General features: G+C 71.3%; 24 protein-coding genes and 2 pseudogenes. 15 read left to right on the top strand and 11 right to left on the bottom strand.

Going from position 1 to position 26,717, the window contains the following annotated elements; genetic code table 11:
• Window positions 1-42 precede the first annotated feature (42 nt).
• The 3 genes and pseudogenes from ACZ4O3_RS02565 to ACZ4O3_RS02555 form a co-directional block, all read right to left on the bottom strand.
• Window positions 43-1,038 carry an SRPBCC family protein gene (locus ACZ4O3_RS02565; RefSeq protein WP_467720890.1) on the bottom strand — a complete coding sequence of 332 codons (996 nt, stop codon included), beginning with the start codon at window positions 1,036-1,038 and terminating at the stop codon, window positions 43-45.
• A 4-nt stretch (window positions 1,039-1,042) separates the two neighbouring features.
• A complete protein-coding gene (locus tag ACZ4O3_RS02560; RefSeq protein ID WP_467720889.1) occupies window positions 1,043-1,906 on the bottom strand; it encodes a histone protein in 864 nt (287 codons plus the stop codon).
• A gap of 301 nt (window positions 1,907-2,207) precedes the next feature.
• Window positions 2,208-2,710 (bottom strand): annotated as a pseudogene (locus tag ACZ4O3_RS02555) (phytoene desaturase family protein); the annotation flags it as partial.
• Window positions 2,711-3,297: 587 nt separating this feature from the next.
• On the opposite strand from ACZ4O3_RS02555, the pseudogene ACZ4O3_RS02550 reads away from it, so the two are divergent.
• Window positions 3,298-3,441, top strand: a pseudogene (locus ACZ4O3_RS02550) (NAD(P)-binding protein); the annotation flags it as partial.
• Between the two features lie 206 nt (window positions 3,442-3,647).
• Complete coding sequence (locus ACZ4O3_RS02545; RefSeq protein ID WP_467720888.1) at window positions 3,648-5,507, top strand: GAF domain-containing SpoIIE family protein phosphatase; 1,860 nt, start codon at window positions 3,648-3,650, stop codon at window positions 5,505-5,507.
• Between the two features lie 563 nt (window positions 5,508-6,070).
• On the opposite strand, the gene ACZ4O3_RS02540 is transcribed toward ACZ4O3_RS02545, so the two are convergent.
• Together ACZ4O3_RS02540 and ACZ4O3_RS02535 are read right to left on the bottom strand one after the other, a co-directional pair.
• Window positions 6,071-7,693, bottom strand: coding sequence for a glycoside hydrolase family 76 protein (locus ACZ4O3_RS02540; protein WP_467721006.1), 1,623 nt, complete (start codon window positions 7,691-7,693; stop codon window positions 6,071-6,073).
• 406 nt (window positions 7,694-8,099) lie between these two features.
• On the bottom strand, window positions 8,100-8,435 hold the full coding sequence (locus ACZ4O3_RS02535; protein ID WP_362729883.1) for a hypothetical protein: 336 nt from the start codon (window positions 8,433-8,435) through the stop codon (window positions 8,100-8,102).
• A gap of 193 nt (window positions 8,436-8,628) precedes the next feature.
• On the opposite strand from ACZ4O3_RS02535, the gene ACZ4O3_RS02530 reads away from it, so the two are divergent.
• The gene (locus ACZ4O3_RS02530; RefSeq protein ID WP_467720887.1) at window positions 8,629-9,591 is read left to right on the top strand and encodes a phosphotransferase family protein; all 963 of its coding nucleotides are present in this window, start codon (window positions 8,629-8,631) and stop codon (window positions 9,589-9,591) included.
• A gap of 226 nt (window positions 9,592-9,817) precedes the next feature.
• Window positions 9,818-10,447 carry a substrate-binding domain-containing protein gene (locus tag ACZ4O3_RS02525; RefSeq protein WP_467720886.1) on the top strand — a complete coding sequence of 210 codons (630 nt, stop codon included), beginning with the start codon at window positions 9,818-9,820 and terminating at the stop codon, window positions 10,445-10,447.
• Window positions 10,448-10,457: 10 nt separating this feature from the next.
• Here ACZ4O3_RS02525 and ACZ4O3_RS02520 read toward each other — a convergent pair whose 3' ends face one another.
• Window positions 10,458-10,646, bottom strand: coding sequence for a hypothetical protein (locus tag ACZ4O3_RS02520; RefSeq protein ID WP_467720885.1), 189 nt, complete (start codon window positions 10,644-10,646; stop codon window positions 10,458-10,460).
• A 725-nt stretch (window positions 10,647-11,371) separates the two neighbouring features.
• Between ACZ4O3_RS02520 and ACZ4O3_RS02515 the strand changes: the two genes are divergently transcribed.
• Together ACZ4O3_RS02515 and ACZ4O3_RS02510 are read left to right on the top strand one after the other, a co-directional pair.
• The gene (locus tag ACZ4O3_RS02515) at window positions 11,372-12,454 is read left to right on the top strand and encodes a C40 family peptidase (RefSeq protein WP_467720884.1); all 1,083 of its coding nucleotides are present in this window, start codon (window positions 11,372-11,374) and stop codon (window positions 12,452-12,454) included.
• A 4-nt stretch (window positions 12,455-12,458) separates the two neighbouring features.
• Window positions 12,459-13,373 (top strand): hypothetical protein, encoded by a 915-nt coding sequence (locus tag ACZ4O3_RS02510; protein ID WP_467720883.1) that lies wholly within the window; start codon window positions 12,459-12,461, stop codon window positions 13,371-13,373.
• Between the two features lie 108 nt (window positions 13,374-13,481).
• Here ACZ4O3_RS02510 and ACZ4O3_RS02505 read toward each other — a convergent pair whose 3' ends face one another.
• Window positions 13,482-14,171, bottom strand: a complete 690-nt coding sequence (locus ACZ4O3_RS02505) for a M24 family metallopeptidase (RefSeq protein WP_362732896.1) — start codon at window positions 14,169-14,171, stop codon at window positions 13,482-13,484.
• A gap of 90 nt (window positions 14,172-14,261) precedes the next feature.
• Here ACZ4O3_RS02505 and ACZ4O3_RS02500 point away from each other — a divergent pair, with 90 nt between their 5' ends.
• Together ACZ4O3_RS02500 and ACZ4O3_RS02495 are read left to right on the top strand one after the other, a co-directional pair.
• Window positions 14,262-14,681 carry a TOBE domain-containing protein gene (locus tag ACZ4O3_RS02500; protein ID WP_362732894.1) on the top strand — a complete coding sequence of 140 codons (420 nt, stop codon included), beginning with the start codon at window positions 14,262-14,264 and terminating at the stop codon, window positions 14,679-14,681.
• Between the two features lie 263 nt (window positions 14,682-14,944).
• Complete coding sequence (locus tag ACZ4O3_RS02495; protein WP_467720882.1) at window positions 14,945-15,178, top strand: hypothetical protein; 234 nt, start codon at window positions 14,945-14,947, stop codon at window positions 15,176-15,178.
• 26 nt (window positions 15,179-15,204) lie between these two features.
• On the opposite strand, the gene ACZ4O3_RS02490 is transcribed toward ACZ4O3_RS02495, so the two are convergent.
• A complete protein-coding gene (locus ACZ4O3_RS02490; RefSeq protein ID WP_467720881.1) occupies window positions 15,205-15,726 on the bottom strand; it encodes a winged helix-turn-helix transcriptional regulator in 522 nt (173 codons plus the stop codon).
• Window positions 15,727-15,823: 97 nt separating this feature from the next.
• On the opposite strand from ACZ4O3_RS02490, the gene ACZ4O3_RS02485 reads away from it, so the two are divergent.
• Complete coding sequence (locus tag ACZ4O3_RS02485) at window positions 15,824-17,281, top strand: MFS transporter (RefSeq protein WP_467720880.1); 1,458 nt, start codon at window positions 15,824-15,826, stop codon at window positions 17,279-17,281.
• An 83-nt stretch (window positions 17,282-17,364) separates the two neighbouring features.
• Here the strand turns inward: ACZ4O3_RS02485 and ACZ4O3_RS02480 are convergent, their stop codons facing one another.
• On the bottom strand, window positions 17,365-17,862 hold the full coding sequence (locus tag ACZ4O3_RS02480; RefSeq protein ID WP_362733178.1) for a PaaI family thioesterase: 498 nt from the start codon (window positions 17,860-17,862) through the stop codon (window positions 17,365-17,367).
• A gap of 93 nt (window positions 17,863-17,955) precedes the next feature.
• Here ACZ4O3_RS02480 and ACZ4O3_RS02475 point away from each other — a divergent pair, with 93 nt between their 5' ends.
• Window positions 17,956-18,426 carry a winged helix-turn-helix transcriptional regulator gene (locus ACZ4O3_RS02475; RefSeq protein WP_467720879.1) on the top strand — a complete coding sequence of 157 codons (471 nt, stop codon included), beginning with the start codon at window positions 17,956-17,958 and terminating at the stop codon, window positions 18,424-18,426.
• A gap of 804 nt (window positions 18,427-19,230) precedes the next feature.
• Window positions 19,231-20,067, top strand: a complete 837-nt coding sequence (locus ACZ4O3_RS02470) for an ATP-grasp domain-containing protein (protein ID WP_467720878.1) — start codon at window positions 19,231-19,233, stop codon at window positions 20,065-20,067.
• Between the two features lie 358 nt (window positions 20,068-20,425).
• Here ACZ4O3_RS02470 and ACZ4O3_RS02465 read toward each other — a convergent pair whose 3' ends face one another.
• On the bottom strand, window positions 20,426-21,550 hold the full coding sequence (locus tag ACZ4O3_RS02465; RefSeq protein WP_467721005.1) for an IS701 family transposase: 1,125 nt from the start codon (window positions 21,548-21,550) through the stop codon (window positions 20,426-20,428).
• A 41-nt stretch (window positions 21,551-21,591) separates the two neighbouring features.
• Window positions 21,592-22,083: a cupin domain-containing protein gene (locus ACZ4O3_RS02460; RefSeq protein ID WP_467720877.1), complete on the bottom strand. Its 492-nt coding sequence runs from the start codon at window positions 22,081-22,083 to the stop codon at window positions 21,592-21,594.
• 138 nt (window positions 22,084-22,221) lie between these two features.
• Here ACZ4O3_RS02460 and ACZ4O3_RS02455 point away from each other — a divergent pair, with 138 nt between their 5' ends.
• The 4 genes from ACZ4O3_RS02455 (at window position 22,222) to ACZ4O3_RS02440 (ending at window position 26,715) form a co-directional block, all read left to right on the top strand.
• On the top strand, window positions 22,222-22,656 hold the full coding sequence (locus ACZ4O3_RS02455; RefSeq protein WP_467720876.1) for an RrF2 family transcriptional regulator: 435 nt from the start codon (window positions 22,222-22,224) through the stop codon (window positions 22,654-22,656).
• A complete protein-coding gene (locus ACZ4O3_RS02450) occupies window positions 22,653-23,555 on the top strand; it encodes a DsbA family oxidoreductase (RefSeq protein ID WP_467720875.1) in 903 nt (300 codons plus the stop codon). The genes ACZ4O3_RS02455 and ACZ4O3_RS02450 overlap by 4 nt, the downstream gene beginning before the upstream one ends.
• A gap of 521 nt (window positions 23,556-24,076) precedes the next feature.
• On the top strand, window positions 24,077-25,639 hold the full coding sequence (locus ACZ4O3_RS02445) for an ABC transporter substrate-binding protein (RefSeq protein WP_362731181.1): 1,563 nt from the start codon (window positions 24,077-24,079) through the stop codon (window positions 25,637-25,639).
• 41 nt (window positions 25,640-25,680) lie between these two features.
• Window positions 25,681-26,715: an ABC transporter permease gene (locus ACZ4O3_RS02440; RefSeq protein ID WP_467720874.1), complete on the top strand. Its 1,035-nt coding sequence runs from the start codon at window positions 25,681-25,683 to the stop codon at window positions 26,713-26,715.
• Window positions 26,716-26,717: the final 2 nt, after the last annotated feature.

Genomic DNA, 26,717 nt, shown 5'->3' with positions numbered 1-26,717 from the left:
CGATGGACGGTCCCCGTCCCTGAAGCCCACGTGGAGCGGGGATCACTCCTCCTCTTCTTCGTCCTCCTCCTCTTCCTCCTCGTACTCGTCCTCCGGCTCTTCGTCTTCGTCGGCCTCGTATTCCTCCTCCTCGTCCTCTTCCTCGGGGTATTCCTCGTCGCTGTCGTCCTCGGCCCCTTCTTCGTCCTCGGCCCCTTCTTCCTCGGCGGCCTCTTCTTCCTCGATGGCCTCTTCGTGGGTGCGGACCACTTCACCATCGCGGATTTCGCCACGCCAGCCTTCCGGCTCCTCGTTGGTCAGGGTGACGTAGCGCTGGAAGTGCTTGAAATCCAGCCGCAGGCGCCGTCCCTGAGCGCGCCAGATGTTGCCGGTCTTCTCGAAGAAACCCGAAGGGTAGTACTCGACGACCAGGACGATGCGTGTCAGCGTGGGAGTCAGTTCATGGAAACTGACACAGCCGCGTGTGGTGCCCTTGGCTCCTTCCGAGGTCCACACGATGCGTTCATCCGGAATTTGTTCCTGGGTTGTGGCCTTCCATCCGCGGGTGGAGGGCCCGACCTTCACCTTCCAATCGCTGTCGGCCTCCTTGCCCTTGGAGGCGCTGCGGACGCCCTTGGTGAATCCGCTGAACTTCTCGTACTGGGTCCAGTGGTCGTAGGCGTCGCGTATCGGTATGCCTACATCCAGCACTTCAATGATGTTCATGACCTTCGTCGTGCCAGACCCACGGCCCTTGCCACCGCCGCCACCGAACGTCTCTTTGACCTTGCCGAACAAGTTGTCCTTGACGCTCTTCGCCTTCTCACCGATCAGAGCCTTCAGCGGTGAATCACCTTGGAGCATCCGCATACCAGCCTTGGGGAGCACCCCGCCGTTCTCCACCACGCCCGTGAGGCCGCTGGTGATGTCACCCAGTTTGTCGCCGGCCTTGTCAGCCAGGTTCTCCACCTGAGCGCCCACGAAGCTCTTGACCGCGTCGCGCAGTTGGTCAAGTCCCGAGCTCTGCTCGCTTCCGGAGTCGCGCGCATGATCGGCCATGGTTCTACCTCCGACGCCCGGGAGACGTCTTCTTCGCGGTCGTCTTCTTTGCCGTCGTCTTCTTTGCCGTCGTCTTCCTCGCCGCGGCCTTCTTGGGCGGGACCGTGGACTTCCTCGCCCCTGGTGCCTTCTTCGAAGGCGCCGCCTTCTTCGCCGGAGTCGCCTTCTTCGCCGGAGTCGCCTTCTTCGCCGGACTCGCCTTCCTCGCCGGACTCGCCTTCTTGGCGGGTGCCTCGCGAGCGGCGGGCTTCCCGGCGCGACGCTCACGGCCGCGATCGTGCCGAGCGCTCCCCTTGTGATCCGTGTCCTGCTTCCGGGCCGCAGGGCGTCGCGCGGGCTTTCGCGGCTCCTCCTCTTCTTCCGGCTCCTCCTCTTCTTCCGGCTCCTCCTCTTCTTCCTCCTCCCCTTCTTCCTCCAGTTCCTCCTCAGGTTCTTCTTCCTCGTCCTCTTCGTACGCGTCTTCGGCTTCTTCCTCTTCCTCCTCCGGCTCCTCCTCTTCCTCCTCGTACTCGTCCTCCGGCTCTTCGTCTTCGTCCTGCGGCTCCTCCTTGCCCCTGCCGCCTATGCGGTCGGTGCGCTGGTGGAGAGAGTCGGCCAGGTCGGCGAGCTTGCGGTCGGCGACCGCGCTCAGCGCCTTGCGCCCCGCGTCCAGCGCCTCGCCGCGGAGCTGTTCGTTGAGGTCGGCGAACTGGGGAAGCTCGCGTAGCCTCTTGACTCCCTCCGTCAGCAGCTGTTGTGGTTCCAGCCCGAACCGGCGGCCGGCGAGGTATGTCGCCGCTCCGAACGCGAGCCGCCCCTTCTTCGTCCGGCCTAGCACGTACCCACCGAGAACGGCGGCGGCGAGAGCGATCTTGGGTACATCAGCCATCAGATTTCCCTTTCGAAGGGCTGCCGGGCGAACGCTCCGGCAGGCGCGGGACGCCCTCGCAAGGGCCTCGCGCCTCGCAGGCGGAGGAATCGAATGGAGCAGCAGCCCACGGCCACGCTCATCACTCCGCCTCTCCAGTCTGTGCGGAAACACCAGCAACTGCACGCGGAGAGCGGAACCTCACCGGACGGCCGCACTCACCTGCCTTCAACCGGCGGCGACAAGGACCGCGGCAGCTGACAGGTGCGGGGCGGCCCCTCGACTCTCGGCTGAAAGGCGGCAGTTGAGGATCGGCTCCCGGGCGACGGAGCGCTGCTCGGGCGGCGTTCGCTCCGGGAGCTCCGTGGACTGCGCCGCCGGGATGGGCGGCCGCGGAGGCGCGGTAGAGGCCCTTGACGGGGGTCTCGGGCCGGCCGGTGCCGGGGACGGGACGGAGACGGCCTGCTGGTGCGGCGCGGTGGTGCCGTTGTCGATGGCGCCGTTGTGGAGGTTCTCGTCCAGCGCCTGGAGAGTGGTGGGGGCCAGGATCCGGCGGCCGAGGATCCGGGTGCGGAAGCCGGGCGCGAACCGCTCCACCTGGGCCTCGACCCGGTCCGCCACGGCCTGCTGCTCGCGGACGTCCCAGCGCCCGGTGACGCGGTCGGGGCCGGCGTCGGAGGTGATGTGCTGCGGGACGTGGGTGCAGGCCCACGCCGATTCGGTGCCGGCGGGCGAGCGGCTGGGATCTGCCGTGGTCATCTGTCCCGGCAGGGCGAACGGCTCATCGGGTACCTGTCCCATGGCGATCTGTGAGGCGAACCGGGTCCCTGAGCGGGTGGGCCGGCACGCGCGGGGCGTGGTTCCACCGCAGTCCCTCCGCCGCGAGATCCAGCCGGGCGAGGACCGGGGACGCGGGGAGAAGGCGCTGAAGAGATCGGAGACGTCAACCATGGCGGTGAGTGACACCGCTCGGCGGACGAAAGCGTCCGACGTTCCCGAGCGTTCCGGCCTCGTGCGAGCGCTGTGTGCCGGTGCGATCACAGGCAGGCGCTACCGGTGCCGCGGCAGAGGGGGCTCCTCCGTAGCCGCCCACCATCAGTTGATCCGGCGTCCTCCGCACGTCGTAGGCGGTGCTGGCCGATCCCGCGTGCTACGGGGAGTGGGTGGTGGCGCCCACCGGGTCCGTGCCGCTCGACCGGACCTGGCCCGCCGTCGGTTCCCGGCTCCGCTACACCGTGCGGCTGGGTCCCTGGTCGGCCCAGGGGATCACGACGGTCCGCCACCAGGAATCCGGGAGCGAGCTGGAGCTTGGGGCCTCGTTCAAGCCGCTGGGCACGGCGAGGATCTTCCTCCAGCTCAGGCCAGGTTCGTGGAAGAGGGTCCCGCCGAGGAGGCTCACGCCGGGGCCGGCCATGCCTGACGCGGTGGTGACCGGCGCCGGCCCCAACGGGCTGGTCGCGGCCAATCCGCTGGCGGATGCCGGGTGGAGCGTGGACGTCCTGGAGGCCCAGCAGGAGCCCGGGGGCGCCGTGCGCAGCGACCGCGGCGTCCACCCCGGCGCGCGCACTCGAATGCCCTCGCTTCTCCCCCGGGCCGGAGGAGTCTCCGTGGAAAAGTGTGACCCGGCCTCCGTCGGCGCATTCCACCCCGTGCCTGGCCGCCCAGCGCCGAAGCAGCGGTTCCGGCCGCGCCGGTCGGCACGCCTCTCGCTGTTCTACGATGCGGTTGAGAACCGCCTCGGGCGGCGGTACCGGAGGGGCACATGGCGGAGCAGATCCGGAAGCCCGCAACGGACACGGGGCCGGACGCCGCACGGCAGCAGGCGGTGCGACGAGCCGGTCTTTCGACCGCCCCCGATACCGGCATGGACCGGTTCGCCCGGCTGGTGACACGACTGCTCCGCGTGCCCGTGGCCCTCGTGTCGCTGATGGAGCGGGACAGGGTGATCCTGCCCGGGATGGCCGGTCTGCCCGACCCCTGGGCAAGCAGCCGCGCGCTACCACTGTCGCTTTCGCTGTCCCGGCACGTGGTGGCGTCCGGGCAGCCGCTGATCGTGCCCGATGCCCGTGCCGACGACCGGCTGCGCACCGACCCGGCGATCGCGGCCCTCGGGGTGGCCGCGTACGCCGGAATGCCCCTCACCGACGCCGACGGCCTTGTCCTTGGATCCCTGTGCGCCCACGTCCACGAGCCCCGCGCTTGGAGCGACACCGAACAGCGAGACCTGGCCGACCTCGCAGCCGCCTGCTCCGCCGAACTGCGCCTGCGGATCCTGTCGGCTCAGCGCCGGTCCACGCAAAAAGTACTGGAGACCGCACGGGCCACCGCAGAACAGGCCCGGCGCGACGCGGAGCGCCTGGAGCACGAGGCCCAGGCCGGCCTCGACCACGCCGAGCTGCTCCTGAGAGCCTCGGAAGAGCTGGCTCAGACCTCCGGCCTCGAGGACGTCCGCCGGCGGCTGCGGGATCTGTTCAGCGGCGTCGGCAAGCCCGCGTACGTGGGACTGCTGGTCGCCGACGAGCAAGGGCTGCGCCGGATCCCCCACCCGGACATCGTGTACGCGTTGGAGCGGGAAGTCCCCCTCCTCGCCGCTGACGCCGCCTTCCCGAGCGCCCTGGCCTTCCGTGAACGCCGGACGGTGTTCGTACCCGACCGCCAGGCGCTCGTCGCCGAGCACAGCCCCGAGGCGGTCGCCGCCTTCGACCGCATGGGCTTCAGCACGGTGCTGTGCCTGCCACTCTGGGGCAGCCGCGCCCTGCTCGGAATCCTCACCATCTGCTGGACCAAACCACACCAGGTGAGCATCACCGAGCGGGCCACGCTCACCGCCGCGGCCGGCTACATCGCGCAGGCGGCGGAGCGTGCTCTCTACCTGGACGAGCGGATCTCGGTCGCCCGGCAGCTGCAGGAAGCCATGCTGACCGATCTCCACCTGGCCGACCACGTCGAGCTCAGTGCGCTGTATCAACCGTCCGCGAACGACAACATGATCGGCGGAGACTGGTACGACGCCTACCACCTGCAATCCGCCCCCTCCGGCGGACCGGCTCCTCTCATGATCACGGTAGGCGACATCACCGGCCACGACATGCACGCCGCGACCGTCATGGGCCAGGTCCGCAGCATGCTGAGACAGGCCACCCTCGACCATCCCCCCTACAGCCCCGCAACCGCTGTCACCGCCCTGGAGGCGGCATGTGCCGTCCTGCCCATCGAGGCCGGCGGCACACTGGTCCACGCGCGCCTGGACCCCGTCCACGACGGCCCGGGCTGGAACCTGACCTGGTCCAACGCCGGACACCCCCCACCGCTCCTACGTACCCCTGACGCCCGCGTCGCCCTCCTCGCCCAGCACGACATCCTCCTGCACCAGGACTTCGAACCGTCCCACCGCACCGAGCACCGGATCACACTCCCCCCGAACTCGACCCTGCTGCTCTACACCGACGGCCTCATCGAGCGCCCGGGCCACGACATCGACACCGCCATCGCGCAACTTGTCGCCCTGCTGGCCCGCCACGGGGACGAGCCGCTGCCCCAGCTGGTCCACCGGATCAGCAAGCGGCTGGCAGACCCGCGTCCCGGGGACGACGTCGTCGTACTCGCCGTGCGCGTGCCCTGACGCCGTCGGGTGTCGTCGCCCACGTCGCGGTGTCTCCCGACGCACCATTCGGCACAGAAGTGGGAAGTGGCAAGTATCGGACAATAGGGAGCTCGGGCGAGGCCTCTCACCTCTCCGCAAGGAGCCTCACCCATGTTGGTGCCGGCCATTGCCGCTGTAGTGACGCGCTCATGGCGCGAGGCCGCCGTCTCGGCGAGCGCTTCGGCCCGGAATACGAACGGACCATGAAGGGATCCGACGGCCTGCTCGCCGCCGAACGTGAACTCAGGGACGCGGGAAGCGGCACGACGGGGTGGACATCAAGCCACTCCGCGCCCCTCGAGCACTACCGCGCCGCACACGGAGTGGATGCCCTCAGCGCCCACAGCCAGGAGACGACCGAGCAACTGCGGGGTGCCATGGCGCACTACCGCAGTGAACGGTCCCTCCGGTCTCCCTCCGGCATTTCATACGCACCACCGCTCCGGCGGTTCAGCCGACCCCCCGGTGCGCGGCGGCCGGGCGGGACCGGGCGCCGGGGCGTCTTCCGCCGAGTCGCCCGCCCGAACCCACCTGTTCCCGCGTCACCCCGCGGCGGCGGTGAGCGCTCCGAGGGCGCTGGCCTGGGTCCGCCAGTCGGTCTGGTTGGGGCTGGTGCCGGCCCAGCGCTCGCCGAGGGCGTTGAGGGAGGTCCGGTCCTGCGCCCACAGGGTGTCCGCCTGTTTCTGCGCGTAACTCCGGTACGTGCCCGATCCGGTGACGGCCGCCAGGTCGGCGAGGTTCCGCATGAAGATGCCCTTGAACTGCTTCTGGTTGTCGTCGCAGGCCGCCGAACCGACGTCGCAGGACTCGGTGAGCACGCCGCCGACGGTCAGCGCCGCGTTGCCGATCGCCGCGTCGGCGAGGGTCCGCGCGGTGGTCAGCAGCGAGCCGTCCCCGGTCGACTTCCACAGTTCGGTGAAGCCGCCGATGGCCAGCCCCTGGTTGTAACTCCACACGGTGGAGCCGTTGTTGGTGCACGCCGAGGTCAGCCCGTCGTTCACCAGACCCGAAGAGTTGATCATTCCGCTCGACCTGTACCAGGCGGCGGACGTCTTCGCCCGCTGGAGCCAGACGGTGTCGCCCGGGATGCGCTGGTGCAGTGCGGTGGTCAGCCACAGGTACTGCCCGTTCGTCACGGCGTTCTTGTAGGTCCGTTCGCGGTCCCACCACACGCCGCCGCCGCAGGTGCCGTTGTCCCAGTACTGCTGGACGTAGCCGGCGATGGTGACGGCCTCGTCGAGATAGCGGGAGTCGTGGGTGTAGTCGTACGCGTCGATCCAGGCGATCGCCCACCAGCCCGAGTCGTCGATGGAACGGCTGATGAAGTCGCCCTCGATCGCGTCCGAACTGCGCACTCCGGCGGCGAAGACCCCCTTGTTCCGGTCGAAGGTGCGCGCGATGACCCAGTCGTAGTCGTGCGTGCCGGAGGTCTTCGCGAAGTCGATGAGGGAGGTGAGGGTGGCGGCCGAGTTCCACCAGCTGCTGGGCCACCAGCCGTTGTAGGGGTCGTACGAGGTCATCAGAGTGTCCGCCGCCGCGCGCGCCCTGGTCGGTGCGGGCCTGACCCAGGCGGTGCAGCTGCCCTCGTTGTGGCTCGCCTCCCGGCCGCAGGCGCGGACCGCGCCGCCGTAGAGCAGGCCGCGCGGGTCCCGGGTGGCGTACATCGCGGTCCGGGTGCCGGTGGCTCCGGACGGGGTGCTGGTACGGCCGAGGGACGAGCCGTCCGGCCAGGACGAGCCGCCGTCCCAGGAGCGGTCGAGCCAGATCTCGTCACCGGCGCCACCGGCGCCGATGCTCGCCCAGGCCATGGAGTTCTTCTGGTCGACGTGCAGGCGGATGGTGCGGCCGTAGAGGGTGGTGTACGGCACCGGCTGGTCGTCTCCGGCTGCCTGGCCGGCGCCGGTGCCGTCGCAGAGGGTGTCGCAGACGGTGGGACGGACCCAGTTCGTGCAGCCGACGCCTGCCGCGTCACCGCAGGCCCGGACCAGTCCCCGGCGGTGGTTGCGCGGGTCGGTGATGTTGTACATCAGCGTCCTGGTACCGGTCCAGGTGCCCGGAACACTCGCCTTGCCGAGCAGTCCCTCCCAGGTGGCGCCGCCGTCCCAGGAGCGGTCCAGCCACACCGAGTCGCCGCTCACGCCGTCGTCGATGCTGGCCCACGCCATGTCGTCGGCGTCGGACACGTGCAGTTGCAGGCGGCGGCCGTTGAGGTTCTTCTCCGGCACCGGGAAACTCTCCTGCCGGGCCTGCGAGGGGTCCAGTGTGTCGCAGGCGAGGACGCAGACCTCGGTGGCGGCGGACGCGGGTGCCGCGGCCGGCAGCAGGGTGGCGAACGCGAGCGCGACTGCCGGCAGGAGGCCGAGAAGGCGTGATGTGACAACGATGTCTGAGCTGCGTGAGGACACCGGGACTCACCTCGATTCCACGATGGGGACGACGGTCGGCGCGTGGGTGGCGGAGGCCGCGGGCTCTAATCGAGCCGGGCCGGGTTCGAGCACTGGTCCGTACCTGTCTGCGAGGCAGTGAACCGGCTTGGCGAGTCCCTGTCAATGTCGCCGACGCGCCTTCGGGTCACTCCGGCTGTGCCACCGCGTCCCTCTGGAGTTGCACCGCCGCGAGCAGGCTCAGCTTCGGCTCCGCCTGCCGCAGTGCCTTCACCGCGGCGACGGAGGTGATGTCGCCGGTGAAGCCGACGGCCGCCAGCCGGGAACGGACCCAGCGGGCACGCAGCCCGCTCTCGGTGGCGCAGGCGGTGGACTCGACGAGCGCGACGGCCCGTTCCAGGCCCGGACGCTCCTCCGGCGGTGCTTCCGCCAGCGCCTGCCGCAGGGCCGCGACGATCACGTCCGCGTCCCGGATGGCCAGCACGAACGTGTTCTTCTTGCTCAGTCCCGTGATTCCTGTCATGGGGAACAGCCTGGCGGTCATGCCCGCGCGGGCCAAGCGACTTGAGGAGGCTCAGAGGTGCCGTCGGGAGGGCGCGGGTTCGGCAGCCCCTCCCGGAGCGCGGAGTTCGCCGCGCCCTGCGGGCGTCGGGCCCATCCGGTCGAGACGGCTGATGCCTTTGCGCGGACCGTCGTTCCGGTGATGAGGTGGCAGGGTGACCGATCAGGATGACACGGGGGCCGTCCGGCCGTTGACCCTGGCCTGGGTGAACCGGCAGCTGAACCCCGGTGAGCGGGTCCTCAGGACGGAGGCGTTGCACGGCGGCATCACCGCCGAGATGCGGCGGCTGACCATCGGTACCCAGGACAGAGAGACCCGCAGCCTGGTCCTGCGGACCTTCGTCGACCCGTCCTTCGTGGCAGAAGCCGAGGACCTGCTGGAGCGGGAGGCCCGGGCCCTCGCCCTCCTCGCCGCCACCTCCGTGCCGGCACCGAGGCCGGTCGCGTCCGATCCGACCGCCGCGCGGTGCGAGTACCCGTCCCTCCTGATGACACATCTGCCGGGCCGGACGGTCCTCGACGACCACGACGTGGAGACGCGGCTGCGCCCGCTGGCCCGTCAGCTCGTCGCCGTTCACGCGCTGCGCCCTGCCGAGCGTCCCCGGACGTACGGGGCGTGGACGAGCGCCGACGCCGTCACACCTCCCGACGGCGCCGACGCGGCCGCGTGGGCCGCGGCGGCCGACGTGATCCGCAGGCCCGCGCCGCCGTACGACGGACGGTTCCTGCACCGGGACTTCCACCCGGGCAACGTGCTGTTCGACGTGTCCGCCCCGAGCCCGGCAGGCCCCCGGATCACCGGGGTCGTCGACTGGGTGCAGACCTCCTGGGGGCCGGCGGACCTCGATGTGGCGCACTGCTCCACCAATCTCGCACTGCTGCACGGCCCGTCGTGGGGTCTGCGGTTCGCGGAGGCGTACGAGGAGGCCGGCGGCGTGCTGGCCGCGGCCGCGGACGAACGGTTGTACTGGCGGCTGCTGGACGCTCTGGCCTTCGCGCCGGATGTCTGCTCGGTGGCGAGGCCGTGGCGGCAGGCGGGCCGGGCGGAACTGACGACGCGGGCCGTGGAGCGGCGACTGGACGCGTACGTCACCACGCTGCTGGACGCGCTGGGCTGAGCCCGGGCCCCTGTCGGTCCCGGGCACGGCACGAGCCGCCGATCCCGCACCGGACTGCGGGGCGCGGCGACTACGGCGTGCGCACTCTTGGCGTGCGCGCGCGGCCGGGCCGTCTCGTTTCGGGTGGCGGTAGCTTCGCCCGGTCCCGCCACCCGCCGGGACCACCGTAGGTCGTCGACTCCCCCGTGAGCGCGACAGGTTCACGTGCCTGCAAGGCGGCCCCCTGGTGATCGGGTTCGCGAGCGGAGGTTCCACCCCGTTCCACACCTGTCTGCGACGGGCCGTGGCGAAGACCGCCAGGCACAACTTCGCCAACCTGAAGGAGGTGGGCGAACCGGATGCCGAGTGGGTCGCCGACGCGGCGGCCGGGCGGCGGGTACGGATCGGCGTGATCGCCGGGGCGCCCGGCGCCGCCTCCGGCCTGCTCGTCGGCGGCTCCACCAGGGCACTGCCGGCCAACGCGAAGGTGGTCGCCGCCCAGCCGGGCATGTTCGACGCGGCGAAGGCGAAGAATACCGCCGCAATCATGACCAAGACCCATCCCGACCTGGACTACGCGTTCGTCGCCAACGAGGAGACGGCCTTCGGCGCGCGCGAGGCGTTCGACGCGGCCGGGGCCACGGACGTCAGGACCGTCACCGTCAACGGCACGGACGAGGGCCTGGCCGCCCTCAAGGACGGCCGGTTCGCCGCCACGGTCTCCAACTCGGTCTCCGGCATGGGGCGGATGGCGGTCCAGAACACGATCGCCCCGCTGCGCGACGAGCACGTGGACAAGATCGCCAAGGCGTGGATCAGGCTGGTCACCAAGGACAACGCGGACACCGCCCCGCTGCACTGCCCCACGGACCAGTGACCGGCGGCCCTCAGTCGGTGTCACTGCCACGGGTGGGTGCGGACCCGGGCGCGTCGTCGTCGCGTGTGCGCCACGCAGCGACGGCTCGACGCCAGGAAACGATGACATCCGGCAGCTGGTCCAGCAGCTGCTTCACGCCGTATATGACGGCGGAGGCGACGCCGCAGACCGCCAGCACGAAGAGGATCGACTGCTCCAACTTCCCGACTCCCGTCTTGTGAGCGGTAGTCGGGCTGGGACGCGGGCCGGGAAGAAACGTGGCAGGTCTCAGATCGACCACCGCGGTATCCGCTGTGATCAACTGAGGCCCTGCCGACGTACAGGCCGCGTATGGAGTTGGGCTCGTTGCCGCGCGCAGTCCGGGTGACTGCTTGTCGGCCATGAGGACGTCGGACCATTCCCCCCGAATGAGGCCGAGATTACGAAGGGTGCCAGGATGATCGCAAGAGGGTGACGCCGATGCGATGCTCCAGTGGCGAACCGCGCGTCGTGGGATCCGGCCGGAGCACACGCCGGCCGCTCGACGGCCCGGACTCCGGCGTCGCCGCCCGATGCCGGGCGTCGGCCACCTCGCCGTAGCGTCGGAAAGTGATCATTGTCTCGCGATCCAGGGCCGCCCCGTCGGCTGACCCGGCCGACGGCGCACTCCGCCCGCCCCGCCGCCGGCCTGCGGAAGGTCCACGAAAACCCTTTGCCCGCGGGTTCGTTGAGATCTTGGGGAAGCGGCACCGGCCGCGGGGCGCCCGGCACCCGCCCGGGCACGGTGTGCCGTGTGCGACACGTGTGGGGATACAAGGGGCAGCGGTTCAAGGGGAGGTACTGTGTTCGAGGCTCGAACGGTCCTCCGCGAGGACCGCGGTGACCACCGCGATGGGCAAGTCACCCGTCTGAGCCGCCTGCACGCGACCTCTGAAGATGGAGCCGATGAACGTGTCGACCGGCGGCAGACAGCTGCGCAGCCGTGCCGCCATAGCAGCCTTCGTCTGTGCGATCACCCTGTTACCCGGCCCGAGTTTCGCGGCCCCGGGCACACCCGATCCACGGAGCGACCAGTCGATCGAGGACATCCACAACGAGCTGAACGGCCTCTACCGCGAGGCGGAGGTGGCCACCGAGGCGTACAACACCGCCGACGTGAAGGCGACCGAGCAGGAGAAGCGGCTCACGTCGCTGCACAAGGACCTGGCCCGCACCGAGAGCCGGCTGGAGGATCTGCACACCCTCGTGGGCGTGGCCGCCCGGACGCAGTACCGCGGGGGCAATCTCGACGCCACGGGCATCCAGTTGCTGCTCGGCGACCACCCCGACCAGGCCCTCGACGAGGCCTCCCAGGCCCGCCAGGCGATGCGGAACCTGGTCAACGTCTCCGAGACGCAGAAGCGTGCCCGCGCGGAGCTGGACCGGCAGACCGACGCCGCCGCCGACAAGCTGCGGGAGCTGAAGAGCAGCCGGGCGCGGCAGGCCGAGGCGAAGAGGAAGATCGAGAAGAAGATCGCCGAGGCCGAGCAGATCGAGGCGGGTCTCAAGAAGGAACAGACCCGCAAGCTCGCCCAGTTGGAGAACCAGGAGGCGCAGGCGGCCAAGTCCAAGTGGACGGGCCCCGGTTCCGGCGGCACCTCCACGGGTCCCGGCTCGGGCAGCGGTGGGCCGAAGGCGAGCGGCGCGGCCGCGAGGGCCGTCGACTTCGCGATGGCCCAGATCGGCAAGCCGTACGTGTGGGGCGCGGTGGGCCCCTCGTCGTACGACTGCTCGGGACTGACCTCCACGGCCTGGGCGGCGGCCGGACACCCCATACCCCGGACCTCGCAGGCACAGTGGCAGGGGCTGACCCGGGTCAGTCTGGCCTCCGTGCAGCCCGGGGACCTGATCATCTACTACGACGCCACCCACGTGGGCATGTACATAGGAGGCGGGCGGATCGTGCACGCCCCGCGTCCCGGACGCACGGTCACCATCGCGCCGGCCGCCTCCATGCCCATCGTCGGTGTCGTCCGACCCGGAGTCTGAACGGATGACCTACTCGCTGACCCCCCGTGACGAGGGAAACCTGCCCGCGCTCAGCGCACCGCCTCTGATCCGGCTCGACGCCTACGTGGCCGAGGACGGGTCGACGGTGGTCAACGGCCATCTGCTGGAGATGGGCGGCACGCGCCCCCCCAACGAGGCGATACTCGACGCCATCGCCATGTTCGCCCGCACCTTGCGGGCACCGGTGGCGGCCACCGTCATCGACCGGACCGTGCAGCAGGTCGCACGGCTGCGTGTGTACCCCGACGGCTCCAGTCGGACCATCGCCGACGAGGAGGACCTGCCGCCCGGCCGTGAGCGTACGGCCGCGGAGGAGGAGTCGTTCCCGCCGCTCGCCCGCGTCGAGCGGATCATCCAGCACGCGCAGCGCGAGGAACTGCACGCCGCGTTCGTCCTCGCCAGCGCGCTGCGCGAGCACCTCACGCTGCGCCGGGGCGCGGAGGACGAACTCTCGCTGGAGGCACGGGCGATCGAGGCGTACCTCGCGTACCAGCGGGGCGACTACATGCTCTCCACCGTCCTCGCGCTGACCGTCGCACGCATCCGCTGCCGCACCGATCTGAACCGGGCGGCACCCGAGGTGGCCCGCGCCACCGCGGCCTGGCAGCGGCTGATCGACGACGGCCAGGTGGCCACCCGGGGGCAGGAGCTGCTGCACATGTGGGAACACCTGTCCGCGGGCGGCGTACTGCTGGAACCGTCCCATCAGGCGATGGCCCAGGCCGTCCGGAGCCGGCTCGGCCGGGGCGGCCGGTCCGTACCGGCCCAGGCGACGGTACCGGCCGTGACCTCGGGCCAGGAGCCGCTCGCCCCCGAGGACAAGCCGCTCAAGCCCACGCGACGGGGGCTCAGCCGCTTCACCCGGTGGCCCGGCCGGTCCACGGAGGCACCGTCCTAGCCGGGTTCGGCGACGCGCCGCCCGAGGGCACGGGGCAGCCCTCGGCGGCGCGGTGACCGTGCGGGCCCGCGCGGGTTCACCGGCGGCAGAGCGGGGTGCCGGGCCGGCTCAGAGCGTGAGCAACTCCTCGTAGAAGCCGCCGAACTCCCGCCGCGGATCGATGAGATGGATCTCCAGGATCCAGTGGCAGGTACGGCCCGCCTTGTCGGTGCGGCGCAGCGGCGTGTCGTTGGCGGGTGCGATGTACGACTCGGTGTCCGCGCCGTCGATCTTCTCGTGCGGGAACTCGCCGACCAGGTGGCCGGCGTGCCAGCCGCCCAGCTCCCAGCCGGCCTCGGCGGCCAGCCGCTCCACCTCGGCGTACAGCTGATTCCCGGTGACGGCCGGGTCGGCCTCGAAGAACCGCTTGCCCGCGGCGAAGACCTTCGGCAGGTCGTCGCGCAGCCGCCGCTTGACCGGGTCGTCGCCGAGTACGAAGGTCCGCCCGAAGTCCGCCTCGTACTCCTCGAAGATCGGCCCGAAGTCGGCGAACACGATGTCGTCCACGCCGATCAGGCGGTCCGGCGGGTTCTCCCGGTACGGCTTGAGGGTGTTCGGGCCCGAGCGCACGATCCTCTTGTGCCAGTGCCGGGTCGTTCCGAAGAGTTCGTTCGCCAGGTCACGGACGCGGTCGCTGACCGCCCGCTCCCCTGCGCCCGGCGCCACCAGCCCCCGCTTCTCGATCTCGGTGAAGAGCCGCTCGGCCTTGGCCTGGGCGTCCAGCAGTCGGGCCGCCCGCGTGGGTTCGTCATGAGCCATAGCAGGGAAGCTAGGTTTGGCTGCGCTCGCCAGTCAAACACATTGAACGTCACCTCCGCCCCGTTCCCGGTCTCTGTGAGGCGCCTAGTCATGAGCCTGAGCATCCGCAACCAGATCCCCGGCACCGTCACCTCCGTGACCCCCGGCGAGGTGATGGCGACCGTGAAACTGCGCCTGGACGGCGGCCAGGACCTCACCGCGGCCATCACCCTGGAGGCGGTCGAGGATCTGGCGCTCGCCGAGGGGTCGGCCGTCCGGGCCATGGTGAAGTCCACCGAGGTCGCCCTCGCCACCGGCCCGGTGACGGGGCTGTCCATCCGCAACCGGCTGCCCGGCACGGTGCGCGATGTCGCCGTGGGCGGGGCGATGGCCACGGTCAAGGTCACCGTCGAGGGAGGCGAGCTCACCTCCGCCATCACCAGGGACGCGGTCACCGACCTGGGTCTGCGGGCCGGGTCGCCGGTCGTGGCGCTGATCAAGTCGACCGAGGTGTCCCTCGCGACTGCGTGACCCAAGTCGTCCGTGGTCGGGCGTTGACCGGCCCGGCTCCCTCGCGCGGCGCCCGGGCCCCGCGCCCGTCGAAGGCGGCCGGCGCTCGGCGGCGGAACGGGGGCGGTCCCCTCGCTCCGGCTGCCGGGGGTGCCCCGGCTGCTCGATGTGACGACGGTGCCGGCCGTCCGGGTCCGGGCCCCCTCCAGCCGGGTGACCGCTCCCGTGTCGGGGCGCGGGCGTGGCTCGCCGCCGGCCGGAGGGTCTCGGTGACCGCGCGCGGGATGTCGTCGACCGGGAACGGGGGGGTACGGCCGCCGGCGCCCTCGCGCGGCAGCACGTTCCACCAGTACCCGAGGACCACGGCGGACTGGGCGGTCCCGCGGGTCTCGTGCGGCCGGACCAAGACCGGCGCGCTGTCCCGCTCGGACCGGACCGCCGAGGTCAACCAGCTCTTGCGGATCGATGAGGAACCGGGCGCGCTACGCGGGCGGGAGGCGCGCGGGCTGCGCCGCTGATCCGGGTCCCCCGCGCCGGGCCGAAATCAGGAGTGCTGGTCGGCCGCCAGCAAGGAGAGGGACTCCGGGGTGATCTCTCCCTCGCAGTGTCCGCACCCGGACTCCATCCGCAGGAGGTGACCGCACTCGTGCCGGAAGACGACGGCCGGGGTGTCCACGGCCCATCTGTCGCCCCATTGCAGCAGGCCGATCATGACCGGGAAGAGCTCCCGTCCCGCCTGCGTCAGGTGGTACTCGTGGCGGGGCGGGTGCTCGCTGTACTGCCGTCGCTCGATCACGCCCGCCGCCTCCAGCTTGCGCAGCCGGTCGGCGAGGATGTCGCGCGGTGCGCCCGTGTAGCCGGCGATCTTCGCGAAGCGGTGCACGCCGTACGCCATCTCCCGCAGCGCGAGCAGCGACCACCGCTCACCGACGATCTGCAGGGCGGCGGCCATCGAGCAGGGGCGCACGCCCGCCGGTACGCCCGCCATCACTGAGGTCAGCGGCTTGGCGACGGTTGCGGTGCGGTCCGTCCGCGACTCCCCGGCCTGCTGCGGTTGTACGTCCATGAGCCCACGCTACCCCCGGTTGGTTGTGGTTCACGACCCACTCGGGATAACGTCCCCCTCGGTAAGTAGGAAAATCAAACTCGCCTGTGAGGACACCATGGCTGTACCCGAGGGCGCCTCCACCACCGCGGTTGCCGGGCCGGTGACGACGGAGGAGCCGCTCCAGGACCCGGCCGCCCGCCGGCACGCACTCCGGGTGCTGGTACTGAGCAGCCTCGGCGCGTTCGTGGTGTTCCTCGACACCACGATCGTCAATGTCGCCTTCGAGACCATCGGCCGGAGTTTCCACGCCACGGCCGGCCACCTGGCGTGGGTGCTCAACGCCTACAGCCTGGTCTTCGCCGCCGTCCTGATCCCGGCCGGCCGGCTCGCCGACCGTTACGGGCGCAAGCGGGTCTTCCTCATCGGCATCGTCGGCTTCGCGGCGACGAGCGCCCTGTGCGGGCTGGCGCCCAGCGCCGGCACACTCATCGCGGGACGGGCCCTGCAGGCGGCGTTCGCCGCCCTGGTCACCCCGACGTCGCTGTCCCTGATCCTCCCGGAGTTCCCGGTGGCCCGGCGGCCGGTCGCGATAGGCACCTGGGGCTCCATGGGCGCGGCGGCCGCCGCGCTCGGCCCCACCCTGGGCGCGCTGCTGACCCAGTACGCCTCCTGGCGCTGGATCTTCCTGGTCAACGTGCCGATCTGCGCGGCGATCGCCTTCTTCGGTCTGCGGCTGCTGCGCGAGGCTCGCGACCCACACGCCCACGGCCTGCCCGACCCGCTCGGTGTCCTGCTGATCGCCGCGACGCCCGCCGCGCTGAGCCTCGGCATCATCGAGGGACCGAACTGGGGCTGGTCCGATCCGCGGGTGGTCGGCGCCTTCGTGCTCGCCGCGCTGCTGCTCGCGGCCTTCGTCCTGCGCGACCGCTCCACCGCGCAGCCCGTGATGGACTTCGCCCTCTTCCGGGTCCGGCAGTTCAGGCTGGTCAACGCGTCGACGCTGGTGTTCGCCGCCGCCTTCTACGGCATGCTGCTCAGCAACATCATCTTCCTGCAGACGGTGTGGCACTACTCGGTGCTGCGCGCCGCTCTCGCCACCGCGCCGAGCCCGCTGGTGGTCACCGCCGTGGCCCGCACCGCCAGCCGTCTCTCCCACACCTACGGGGCGCGCCGGGTGCTGTCCTTCGGCGCCCTCTCCTGGGCCGCCGGGCTCGCCCTCACCGCGGCCTTCGTGGGCGCCACCCCGCACTGGGCCACCCACTGGCTGCCCGCGGCACTGCTCACCGGACTCGGCGTCGGGCTCACCCTGCCCGTCCAGTCCGGAGCCGCCGTGCAGGCGCTGCCGCCGGGGCGGTTCGCGCTCGGCTCGGCGATCAACGCGAGCCTGCGCCAGCTCGGCGCGGTCCTCGGCATCAGCCTCTTCGTCGCCGTCCTCGGCACCACCACCGCGGCCACCGCCGTCGACTCCTTCCACCGGGTCTGGTGGCTCCTCGCCGCCCTCGGCCTGGCCTCCGGCGCCCTGCTGTGGACACCGAGCCCGCGCAGCGGACCCGAGGAGGCGCCCGGCCGCTGAGGACCGGCGGCCGGGGAGCGGGACCCCTGCCCCGGAGTCACTCCGGGGCACGTCCGTGCCCGGCGCGCCGCCCCGCCGACGGCTCAGCGCGGGGGCGGCACCGGGAAGAGCATGCAGCTGCTGGTGGCATGGGCGAGGAGCCGGTCCGTTCCGTCGACCAACTGGGCCTGCGCGAGGGCGGTTTGACGTCCCTTGTTGATCACCGTGCCGATGGCGCGCACAGTGCCGGTCTCCACGGTGATGCGGCGCAGGAACTTCACGGTCAGGTCGAGCGAGGTGTACGCCATGCCCTGCGGGAGGGTGGACTGCACGGCGCATCCCGCGGCCGAGTCCAGCAGGACGGCGAAGATGCCGCCGTGCACGCTGCCGATCGGGTTGTAGTGCTCCTCACCCGGGGTCAGGGAGAAGACCGCCCGCCCCGGCTCGACCTCGTCCAGGGCGAAGTCGACGGTGTGGTTGACCGGCGGTCCCGGCAGCCCGCCCGCCTGCAGTTCGCGCAGGAAGTCGATACCGGTCATGCGTCCGGCGGCTTCCGCCAGGACCGCGGGATCGTCCCACTGATACGTACGCGTCCGTCCCACAGCACTGAGCCCTTCCGTCTGACTTTTTCAAGCGAAGCTAGCTTCTCGTTCCCCTGACTGTCAATGACGAAGCCAGACCTCTACGATGGCGTCATGGAGTGGCTAGAGGCGAGCACGGAGAACTGCCCCGTCCAGCGCACGCTCGACGTGGTCGGTGAGAAATGGACCCTGCTGATCCTGCGGGACGCGGTCAACGGGGTCCGCCGATTCGACGACTTCCACCGGCACATCGGCCTGTCGGAGGCGGTGCTCAGCGACCGCCTCCGGAAGCTGATCGCGGCCGGCGTCCTGAAGACGGTCCCCTACCGGGAGCCGGGCAGCCGCGCCCGCAACGAGTACCGGCTGACCCGCAAGGGCTGGGACCTGTGGCCCGTCCTCCTGGCACTCAGCCAGTGGGGCGAGACATACACCCTCGGCCCTGGGGAGAGTCCCCCGCTGGACGTGCGCCACACCGGCTGCGAGGCTCCGGTCCACGTCGTCGTCCAGTGCTCCGCGGAACACACCACCCTCGCCCCCGACGAGGTCACCGCCCGGGTGGGCCCGGGCGCCCGCCTCCGGCCGTAGGGCGCCGCGCCACCGCCCACGGCTCACGGTTCGGGCCCGGCGCCGGGCCCGGTCGGGTACGGCCCGCCGACCGGCCCATGCTCCAGCGGCCCGGCCCCGGACGCCCGCCTCCGGGGCAAGGCGCCGGGCGGACGCCCGCGCACCGCCGCCCCCGCCCAGCCGTACGGCGGGCGGAGGACCTCCCGGCCATGCGTGCCACCACCGGGCGACCCTCATGCGGGACCAGCCGGGCAGAAACACCCTGCCTGCCGCCCCGGACCCGGCGGCCCCCTGCGGACTGCCGCCCACCACCCGCGGTTCGCGCCCGGGCCGGCCGTCGGGTACGGCCCGGCGTGGATGCCCGCCCCACCGAGGCCTCACCGGCCTCATCGCTCCAGCCCTCCGCAACGGAACGGGCGAGCGCGGCCACCGGCGCCACGCCCACCGCATCGCACCCGGACCGCCGCTCCTGCCCGCCGCTCACGCGCCCCGGTCGGCCACCAGGCACGCTCCGGAACGGACCGCCGAGTGCACGGAGGGCCGCGGGACCGCGGACCGCCGCAACGGAACGGCCGAGCGCCCACCAGGACGTACGCCGTCGGGCGAGCGCAGGTGCGGCCTGCCGTGCCTCTGCCGGCCGGGCGGCCGCCTCCGGGCCGGCGTCCGCGCGTCGCGGCTTGCGGAGTGCGGTTCGCGGGGTCGAAGCGGGCCGACGGCCGACCGGCGTCCGTGTCCGGGGGCGTTCGGGGGGCCGCAGGGCGCCTCGACGGGGCGTGTCACCATCGGCTGGCCCGCGTGTGTGACCGCCTGCCGAGGAGATACGCCATGTCCGCCCGCCCGAGCCTGCTGTACGTGACCGACCTCGCCTACCCGGCGCGCGGGCGGCGGTACGGCGACGAGGACGTGTTCCTGACCGCCCGGCTCCGCGCGGACTTCGACATCGCCCTGTGCCATCCGCTGGACGCCGCGGCCCTGATGGACCGCTTCGACGCGGTCGTGGTGCGCAACAGCGGTCCGGTACTGCACTACCAGCAGGAGTACGACGCCTTCCGCGACCGGGCCACGGCGTGCGGCACCCGGGTCTACAACCCGTTGCACGGCCGGGCCGACATGGCCGGCAAGGGCTACCTGCTGGACCTGACCGAGGCCGGGCACCCGGTCATCCCGACCGTCGACAGGGCGGACCGTCTGGACCGGCTGCCCGAGAGCGACCAGTACGCGGTCAAGCCCAGGACGGGTGCGGACTCCATAGGCCTGACCTTCGTGGACCGGGACCGGCTCGCGGGCCTCGCCTACGGCGACATCCTGGTCCAGCCGCGCGTCGACTTCCGCTACGAGGTTTCCTTCTACTACGTCGACGACGCCTTCCAGTACGCGCTGTACGCACCCGACCCCGGCCGCCGCTGGGTCCTCGAACCGTACGAACCCTCCGCGGCCGACCTCGTCTTCGCCCGGCGTTTCATCGACTGGAACACGCTCGGCCACGGCATCCAGCGGGTGGACGCCTGCCGGACCCGGCGGGGCGACCTTCTCCTCGTCGAGCTGGAGGACCTCAACCCCTATCTCTCCCTCGACCTGGTAGACGACCGGACGCGCGACGCCTTCGTCACCGCCATGACCGCCTCGCTCCACCACTTCCTGGAGGCCGGTCCGCGCGGCTGACCCTGGGGCGTGTTGCGAAAGTCCCGTCGTTCGCCCGGAGGGCGGGCCGTGCGGCGTCAGGTGCGTGCTCCCGGCGTGCCGGGCGCAAGTCCTCGTACTGGGTGTACTCGGGCCTTCGCCCGGTGCGGCGAGAGTGCGTGCACGGCGTCGCACGGCAGACGGGACTTTCGCAACACGCCCTACTAGTACTGCAATCACAGTTATGGGGTCTGGCCTCGGCGTTTGTAGTGGCTGGTGCGGGCGCGTGTCTGGCTGAGTCTTCGCCAGTGTGACCAGTTCAGATGGTGGTGGATGGTGAGGTGGACGGGGTGGAGGAGGTGACCGATGAGGCGGCGTATCTCTGCCACGGAGAGCGGTATCAGGCCACCGCTGTTTCCCCTTTTGAGAGTTCGTGGGCGCGGACGGCGGTCAGGGCGGCGAGGGCGGCCATGGCGAGGGTGATGTGCCGGTACCAGGCGTGGTAGAGGCGGACTTGGTAGTGGTCCAGGCCGCAGTCGCCCTTGGCGGTCTGGAAGCATTCTTCGACGGCCCAGCGGGCGCCGGCCACCTTGACCAGGTCTTTCAGGCGGGTGCCGCGAGGGCCGTAGCAGACGTAGTAGGCGATCTCGGCCGGGTCTTTGAGGCTGCGGCGGGCCAGGACCCAGTGGCCGTGGCCGTTCTCCCACCAGATCCGGATGGGGATCCGGGCCCACTGGTACATCCGCTCGCCGTGGGATCCCTTCCCGGCGGACAGACGCTTCCAGGCCTGTGGCGCGAGACCGGCCACCAGCTCGTCGACACGGCGTTCCCCCATGCCACGGGTGATGACGGTGTCGCTGGTCTTCACGCACATCACGTGGCTGATGGCCTGCTGTTCCATCCACCACCTGAGGGACTTCGACTGCCCGTAGGCCTCGTCCGCGGTGACCCACGCGAACGGCACGCCGGCCTCCATCGCACGGTTGAGCATGGCCTTGAAGTGCTCCGTGTTCGTCGCGAAGGGCACCTCGTCAGGGATCCCCGCGTCCCGGCACCGTTCACGGTCGTCCGTCCATGAGACGGGCACGTACAGTTCCCGGTCGACCAGGGCCCGTCCCTTCGCTGAGGCGTAGGCCAGGAAGGTGCCGACCTGGCAGTTTTCCGTACGTCCCGCCGTTCCGGAATATTGCCGCTGGACGCCGGCCGAGCGCACGCCCTTCTTCAGGAAGCCGGTGTCGTCACCGATCAGGACCGCATTCTTGTCGCCGATCGTCTCGACAACGTAATCCCTTATGTCGTCACGGACCTTGTCCGCGTCCCAGTCCGCCTCGCCCAGCAGGCGCTGCATCCCGATCGGCAGCCGGTCACCAGCCCGCTCCGCCAGCGTCCAGCCGTTCTTCCGCTCCAGCGGAGCGATCAGCCCGCGCATATACGAAAGCGCCCGCCCCCGCGGCTCCGACCTCACGAAACGCGACGCGAACCGGGCATGCAGCCCCGCCAGCACCCCGTCCCACTCCTGAACCAGACCCACCCCGAGCTCAGCCACACACAAATGTGATTGCAGTACTAGAGCGCGTACAGACCGGGCAGGTTGACCACGATCGCCTCCTGGGTGCTGCGCGCGATGACGACCACCGCCTCGTCGTCGGGGTCCGGGTTCTCCTCCCGGTGCGGCACGAACGGCGGGACGAAGACGTAGTCGCCGGGCGAGGTGCGCAGCCGTACCTCCTGCGGCTCCGGGCCCGAGTCGTCCAGGAAGACGAACTCCGGGTGTCCGCTGACCACATAGATCGCGGTCTCGGACTCGCCGTGGTGGTGGTCGGACGACGCGGTGGCGGGTGCCACATGGGTCTGGCCCATCCACAGCTTCTCGGAACCGACCGTCTTTCCGCTGACGGCCGCGAACCTGCGCATCCCGCCGCTCTGGGCGGTGTCGCCGTCCAGGGAGCCGGCGCGGATGTGGTGCAGGCGGGTGCTCAGCGGCGCCGCCGGGTGGTCCGGGTGGTGGTGGAGGTGCGGGTGGAAGCCCTCACCGGGGGTCGTCAGCGGCTCGCTCATGGCATGGACGCTAGGGCCCGGCCGAAAAGGATGTCAAGAGGTGTCCATTGCGGTTCACCTGCGGCAATGTTCCCGCAACAGAGCGGGCGAGCCGCCCGGGACGACTCCCCGCGCCGGCTCCTCGGGCATGATGTGCGCATGCATATTTCCGCGAAGGCGGACTACGGCGTGCGGGCGCTGCTGGAGCTCGCCCGCGAGCCGGCTCGTCCGCTGACCTGTGAGGCGATCGCCTCCTCGCAGGAGATTCCGTTCCGGTTTCTGAAGTCCGTGGTGGGCGAGTTGCGCAGAGCGGGCCTGGTGCGCAGTCAGCGTGGCTGCGAGGGCGGTTACTGGCTCGGCAGACCCGCGGACGAGATCACTCTGCTGGACGTCACACGGGCCGTCGACGGCGAGTTGATCACGTTGCGCGGTGAGTCACTGGCCGGGCTCGACTACCCCGGTCCCGCCGCCGGACTGCCCGGCGTGTGGCGTGAGGTCGAGGCGGGTGCCGCGGCGGTCCTGGGCGGGGTGACCCTGAGGTCGCTGCTGCCCGGCGAGCGGGCCGGAAGGCCGGCCCGGACGAGCGCCGCGTGACGGGCGCGGCCGAACTGCCGCCCTGCGCCGAGGTGGTGGAGTACACCGACCCGCTCTGTCCGTGGGCCTGGGGTTCGGAACCGGTCTTCCGCGGGCTGCGGGCGGCGCTGGCCGGCCGGGTCCGCTGGCGGCGGGTGTACGCGATCCTCTTCGACCACGACGACGACCCGCCGCCGGATCCGGCCGCGGAGACCGCCTGGTACGCGCGCTACGTCGAGGGGATCAGCTCGCACACCGGGGCTCCCCGGGCGGCACGACTGAGCCGGATGCCGGCCAGCTCCTGGCCCGCCTCGCTGGTCGCCAAGGCCGCCGAGCTCCAGGGTGACGAGGTCGCCGGGCGGGCGCTGCGGCGGCTGCGGGAGACCGTCTTCGTGCTCGGTGAACCGGCGGACACCGCCGCGCTGGCACTGGCCGCGGTCCAGGGGACGCCGGGCCTGGACATGGGACGGCTGGCCGCCGACGCCGTGTCCGACGCGGTCCTGGAGCGGGTGCGCGCCGACCGTGCCGAGGCGCGCCGCCCGGTCCCCGAGGTGCGCTCGGTGCCGGGCGGCTCGCCGCATCCCGGCGGGGCCAGGGAGACCGCCGACGGCGGCTACCGGTACGCGCTGCCGACCCTGTTGCTGCGGGCACCCGGAGGCCACCGGGTGGTGCCCGGCTGGCGGCCCTTCGAGGAGTACGCGACCGCCGTCGAGGAGCTCTGTCCCGGGTCGCTGACGATCCCGGCACCGCTCGATGCGGCGGGCGCCCTGGAACGTTACGGGAGCATGACGGAACCGGAGCGGCTGCTGCTGGCCGCAGGCGCGTGGCCGCCGCCGCGGGCGGTCCGGGTGGAGACCGGAAACGGCCCGGTGTGGCTGCATCCTGACGAGGCGTCAGCACGCCCAGGCACCGCGGACTGAATTTCGGCGAGCCTGTGAACTGCGGGCGGAGGCCGTCCCGCCGCATGAGACACCAATTGGTGTCCATTGACAGCCGGTCGCGGCTGCCCCCAGGATGTGCAGCATGCTCACGACGCACCCCGGTGTGGTGTGCCGCTACGTGGACCTGCGGCGCACCTGCAGCGCACTCTGTCGCTGACCCTCCGCCGCCCCCGGCCCCCGGCCGTCCGCCGCCTCCGGCCCGCAGCCACCTGACCCCCCGCGCCTTCATGGCGCGGCCCGGCCGCCCGCTGTCCGGCCCGACCGCGTACCGCCGTTTTTCGCGCCCGCGTTCCCCGTCGTCTCCTTCACCGCCTCCGGGCACGCCCCCGCGAGGCAGCCCACTCCCCTCGCCCTGAGCGCCGCACGCCCCCAGCGTGTGCCGGCGCTCGCCCCGGCATGCCCGCCCGGTCCCGGTCGACGGTCCGCGCGGATGTCCGGCCGGCCTTCCGTCCTGCTCTCTCCGCCCCGACCCAGACCGGGCCGACCACAGGAAGAACGAGATGCCCGCACACCACACCGCCCGCCGCCCAAGACTCGGTCCCGCCCGGTCCGGCCCGCGCACCGCAGCCGTCACCGGCGCCCTCGTCGCCCTGCTCGCCCCCACGCTCACCGCATGCGGTTCCGGCACCGCCTCCGCGGGGAGCGGCGCCACGCTGAAGTGGACCTCCTCCTACTTCCCGGCCCACTGGGACCCGGTGGTCAGCGGCAGTGGCGCTCAGTTCCGCGAACTCGCCCTCACCTACGCCTCGTTGACCCGTACCGACGAGACCGGCAAGGCCGTGCCCGATCTCGCCAAGAGCTGGGAGTACAACAAGAAGGGTGATGAGATCACCTTCCACCTGCGGCCCGGCCTGAAGTTCAGCGACGGCCGGCCGGTGAACGGTGCCGCCGTCAAGGCGGCCGTCGAGCGGGCGCAGAAGCAGAAGAACTCGGCGCTCTTCGGCGATCTGACCTCCATCAAGTCGGTCGACGCCAAAGGTCTGGACGCGGTGCTCCACCTCACCCAGGTCGACTACCAGATACCCCAGTTGCTCGGTGAGCGGGTGCTGCAGATCGCCAGCCCCAAGGCGGCGGCGGACCCGGCCGAACTCGACCGGAACCCGGTCGGCGCGGGCCCGTTCATCGTCACCCAGCTGGTCCCGGGCACCAAGGCGGTGCTGAGGAAGAACCCCGACTACTGGGACGCCGAGAACATCCACATCGACCACGTCGAACTGACCTCGGCACCCGACGCCTCCACGGTCGTATCCGGTCTGCGCACCGGCGTCTACAACTTCGCCGACCTCGCCCCGAGCCAGGCGGCCGCCGCCAAGAAGGCCGGTCTGGACGTCTTCTCCCAGCCGGGCTTCAACGCCAACAACATCAGCCTCAACATCAACAAGGCGCCGTTCGACAACGACAAGGTCGTGGACGCCGTCCGCTATGCGATCGACCGTCAGGAGTTCGTGGACAAGCTGACGTTCGGCTACGGCTCGGCGACCGACCAGCCGTTCCCGAAGGGGTACGTCGCCTACGACCCGAAGTCGGCGAACGACTACCCCTACGACCCGGCGAAGTCCAAGAAGCTGCTCGCCGAGGCCGGTTACCGGGCCGGCGACATCAAGCTCGACCTGGTCATCCCGGCCGAGGACCCGCAGGCCGAGCTGGTCCAGTCGCAGCTGGCCAAGGTCGGGATCACCGTCACCATCAAGATCGACAAGAACTGGGCCACCCCGTTCTTCGCCAAGGACCTGACGTTCTCGCTGTACGGGACCACCGGCCGGGACTCCGCCCTGCAGACGCTCACCGCCCACTTCGGCCCCAACGGCCCGCTGAACCTGAGCACTCCCTACGAGCCGGCCGGCTTCGAGGCCGCCGTCGCCAAGGTGCGCAGGACGCCGCTGGACTCGCCGGACTACTCCAAGGTCCTCCAGGCGGCCACCCGGGCCGGGCTGCACAGCAAGGCGCTGATCTTCACCTACTCCGCGCCGAACCTCATCGCCAAGAGCAAGTCGATCTCCGGCCTGCCGAAGAACCCGGCCCACATCGACTGGACCGGCGTGACCGTGTCCGGCGGCAACTGACCCCCGTCCACCAGCTCCACCAGCAGAAAGGGGGCACCCCTATGACAACGACGACGACCGCGGTACCGGCCGGGCCTGCCCGCCGTCGCGGGGTCGCCGTGGCCAGGACCCGGCACACGCTGGGCCGGGTCCTGGCGACCCTCGCCCGGACGGTCGCGATCATCGTGCCCGTCTTCGTGGTCGCGACGTTCGTGACGTTCGCGCTCCGATCGCTGAGCGGTCTCAGCCCGGCGCGGATCCAGCTGGGCGAGGAGGCGACCCCCGAGGCCGTCCACCGGGTCGAGTCCCAGTGGGGGCTGGACCGGCCCTTCCTGGTCCAGTACTGGGACTGGTTGACCGGCGTCCTGCACGGACAGCTCGGCACCAGCTGGACCAACGGCGCCGACATCTCCACCCTCATCGGCCTGGGGCTCGGAGTCAGCCTCTCCATCGCGACCTTCGCCCTGGTCATCGGCGTACTCCTCGGTTCCGTCCTCGGGACGGTCGCGGCGCTCCGGCGCACCACCTGGGTGGACCGGGCGATCACCGGGTTCGTCACGGTGATCTCGGTGATGCCGGCGTTCGTCGTCGGGATCGTGCTCGTGGCGGTCTTCGCGGTCGGACTCCATGTGTTCCCCTCCGCCGGATACGTACCGGCGGCGCAGGGATTCGGGCCGTGGCTCGCACACCTCACGCTGCCGGCGATCGCGCTGAGCTTCGACGTCGTCGCCGACGTGGCCCGCCAGCTCCGGGGCAGTCTCGTCGCGGCCTACCGCGAGAACTACGTGACGGGCGCGGTCGTTCGCGGGCTGAGCCCACGGCGCATCTTCCTCACCCATGTACTGCGCAACGGCATCGGGCCGGCGCTCGCCACCCTCGGCCTGAAGTTCCCGGCCCTGGTCGGCGCCTCCGTCGTGACGGAGTGGATCTTCGGGCTCCAGGGCTTCGGCCGATTCGCCAACGACTCCGCGCAGGCCGGCGACGTACCGGCCGTGCAGGGGGTGCTGGTGGTGTCGATCGTCCTCGTCGTCCTCTTCAACCTGATCGTCAACCTGGTGCTGGCCCGTGTGACGCCCGCGTCCCAGCGGGGGGTCTGACC

It is taken from the genome of Streptomyces sp. NPDC026515, from assembly GCF_055567595.1.
Note: the sequence above shows the minus strand (reverse complement) of the source record. Positions and strands in the feature narration are given on the sequence as shown.

What these genes read in the sequence shown, in the direction of transcription:
- ACZ4O3_RS02540 (WP_467721006.1), bottom strand. Translation starts at nt 7,693, where the DNA reads ATGGCGTGGGCCAGCATCGACGACGGCGTGAGCGGCGACTCGGTGTGG.
- ACZ4O3_RS02515 (WP_467720884.1), top strand. Translation starts at nt 11,372, where the DNA reads ATGAACGTGTCGACCGGCGGCAGACAGCTGCGCAGCCGTGCCGCCATA.
- ACZ4O3_RS02445 (WP_362731181.1), top strand. Translation starts at nt 24,077, where the DNA reads ATGCCCGCACACCACACCGCCCGCCGCCCAAGACTCGGTCCCGCCCGG.
- ACZ4O3_RS02500 (WP_362732894.1), top strand. Translation starts at nt 14,262, where the DNA reads ATGAGCCTGAGCATCCGCAACCAGATCCCCGGCACCGTCACCTCCGTG.
- ACZ4O3_RS02510 (WP_467720883.1), top strand. Translation starts at nt 12,459, where the DNA reads ATGACCTACTCGCTGACCCCCCGTGACGAGGGAAACCTGCCCGCGCTC.
- ACZ4O3_RS02460 (WP_467720877.1), bottom strand. Translation starts at nt 22,083, where the DNA reads ATGAGCGAGCCGCTGACGACCCCCGGTGAGGGCTTCCACCCGCACCTC.
- ACZ4O3_RS02475 (WP_467720879.1), top strand. Translation starts at nt 17,956, where the DNA reads ATGGAGTGGCTAGAGGCGAGCACGGAGAACTGCCCCGTCCAGCGCACG.
- ACZ4O3_RS02455 (WP_467720876.1), top strand. Translation starts at nt 22,222, where the DNA reads ATGCATATTTCCGCGAAGGCGGACTACGGCGTGCGGGCGCTGCTGGAG.
- ACZ4O3_RS02560 (WP_467720889.1), bottom strand. Translation starts at nt 1,906, where the DNA reads ATGGCTGATGTACCCAAGATCGCTCTCGCCGCCGCCGTTCTCGGTGGG.
- ACZ4O3_RS02470 (WP_467720878.1), top strand. Translation starts at nt 19,231, where the DNA reads ATGTCCGCCCGCCCGAGCCTGCTGTACGTGACCGACCTCGCCTACCCG.
- ACZ4O3_RS02485 (WP_467720880.1), top strand. Translation starts at nt 15,824, where the DNA reads ATGGCTGTACCCGAGGGCGCCTCCACCACCGCGGTTGCCGGGCCGGTG.
- ACZ4O3_RS02535 (WP_362729883.1), bottom strand. Translation starts at nt 8,435, where the DNA reads ATGACAGGAATCACGGGACTGAGCAAGAAGAACACGTTCGTGCTGGCC.
- ACZ4O3_RS02490 (WP_467720881.1), bottom strand. Translation starts at nt 15,726, where the DNA reads ATGGACGTACAACCGCAGCAGGCCGGGGAGTCGCGGACGGACCGCACC.
- ACZ4O3_RS02565 (WP_467720890.1), bottom strand. Translation starts at nt 1,038, where the DNA reads ATGGCCGATCATGCGCGCGACTCCGGAAGCGAGCAGAGCTCGGGACTT.
- ACZ4O3_RS02495 (WP_467720882.1), top strand. Translation starts at nt 14,945, where the DNA reads ATGTCGTCGACCGGGAACGGGGGGGTACGGCCGCCGGCGCCCTCGCGC.
- ACZ4O3_RS02545 (WP_467720888.1), top strand. Translation starts at nt 3,648, where the DNA reads ATGGCGGAGCAGATCCGGAAGCCCGCAACGGACACGGGGCCGGACGCC.
- ACZ4O3_RS02505 (WP_362732896.1), bottom strand. Translation starts at nt 14,171, where the DNA reads ATGGCTCATGACGAACCCACGCGGGCGGCCCGACTGCTGGACGCCCAG.
- ACZ4O3_RS02440 (WP_467720874.1), top strand. Translation starts at nt 25,681, where the DNA reads ATGACAACGACGACGACCGCGGTACCGGCCGGGCCTGCCCGCCGTCGC.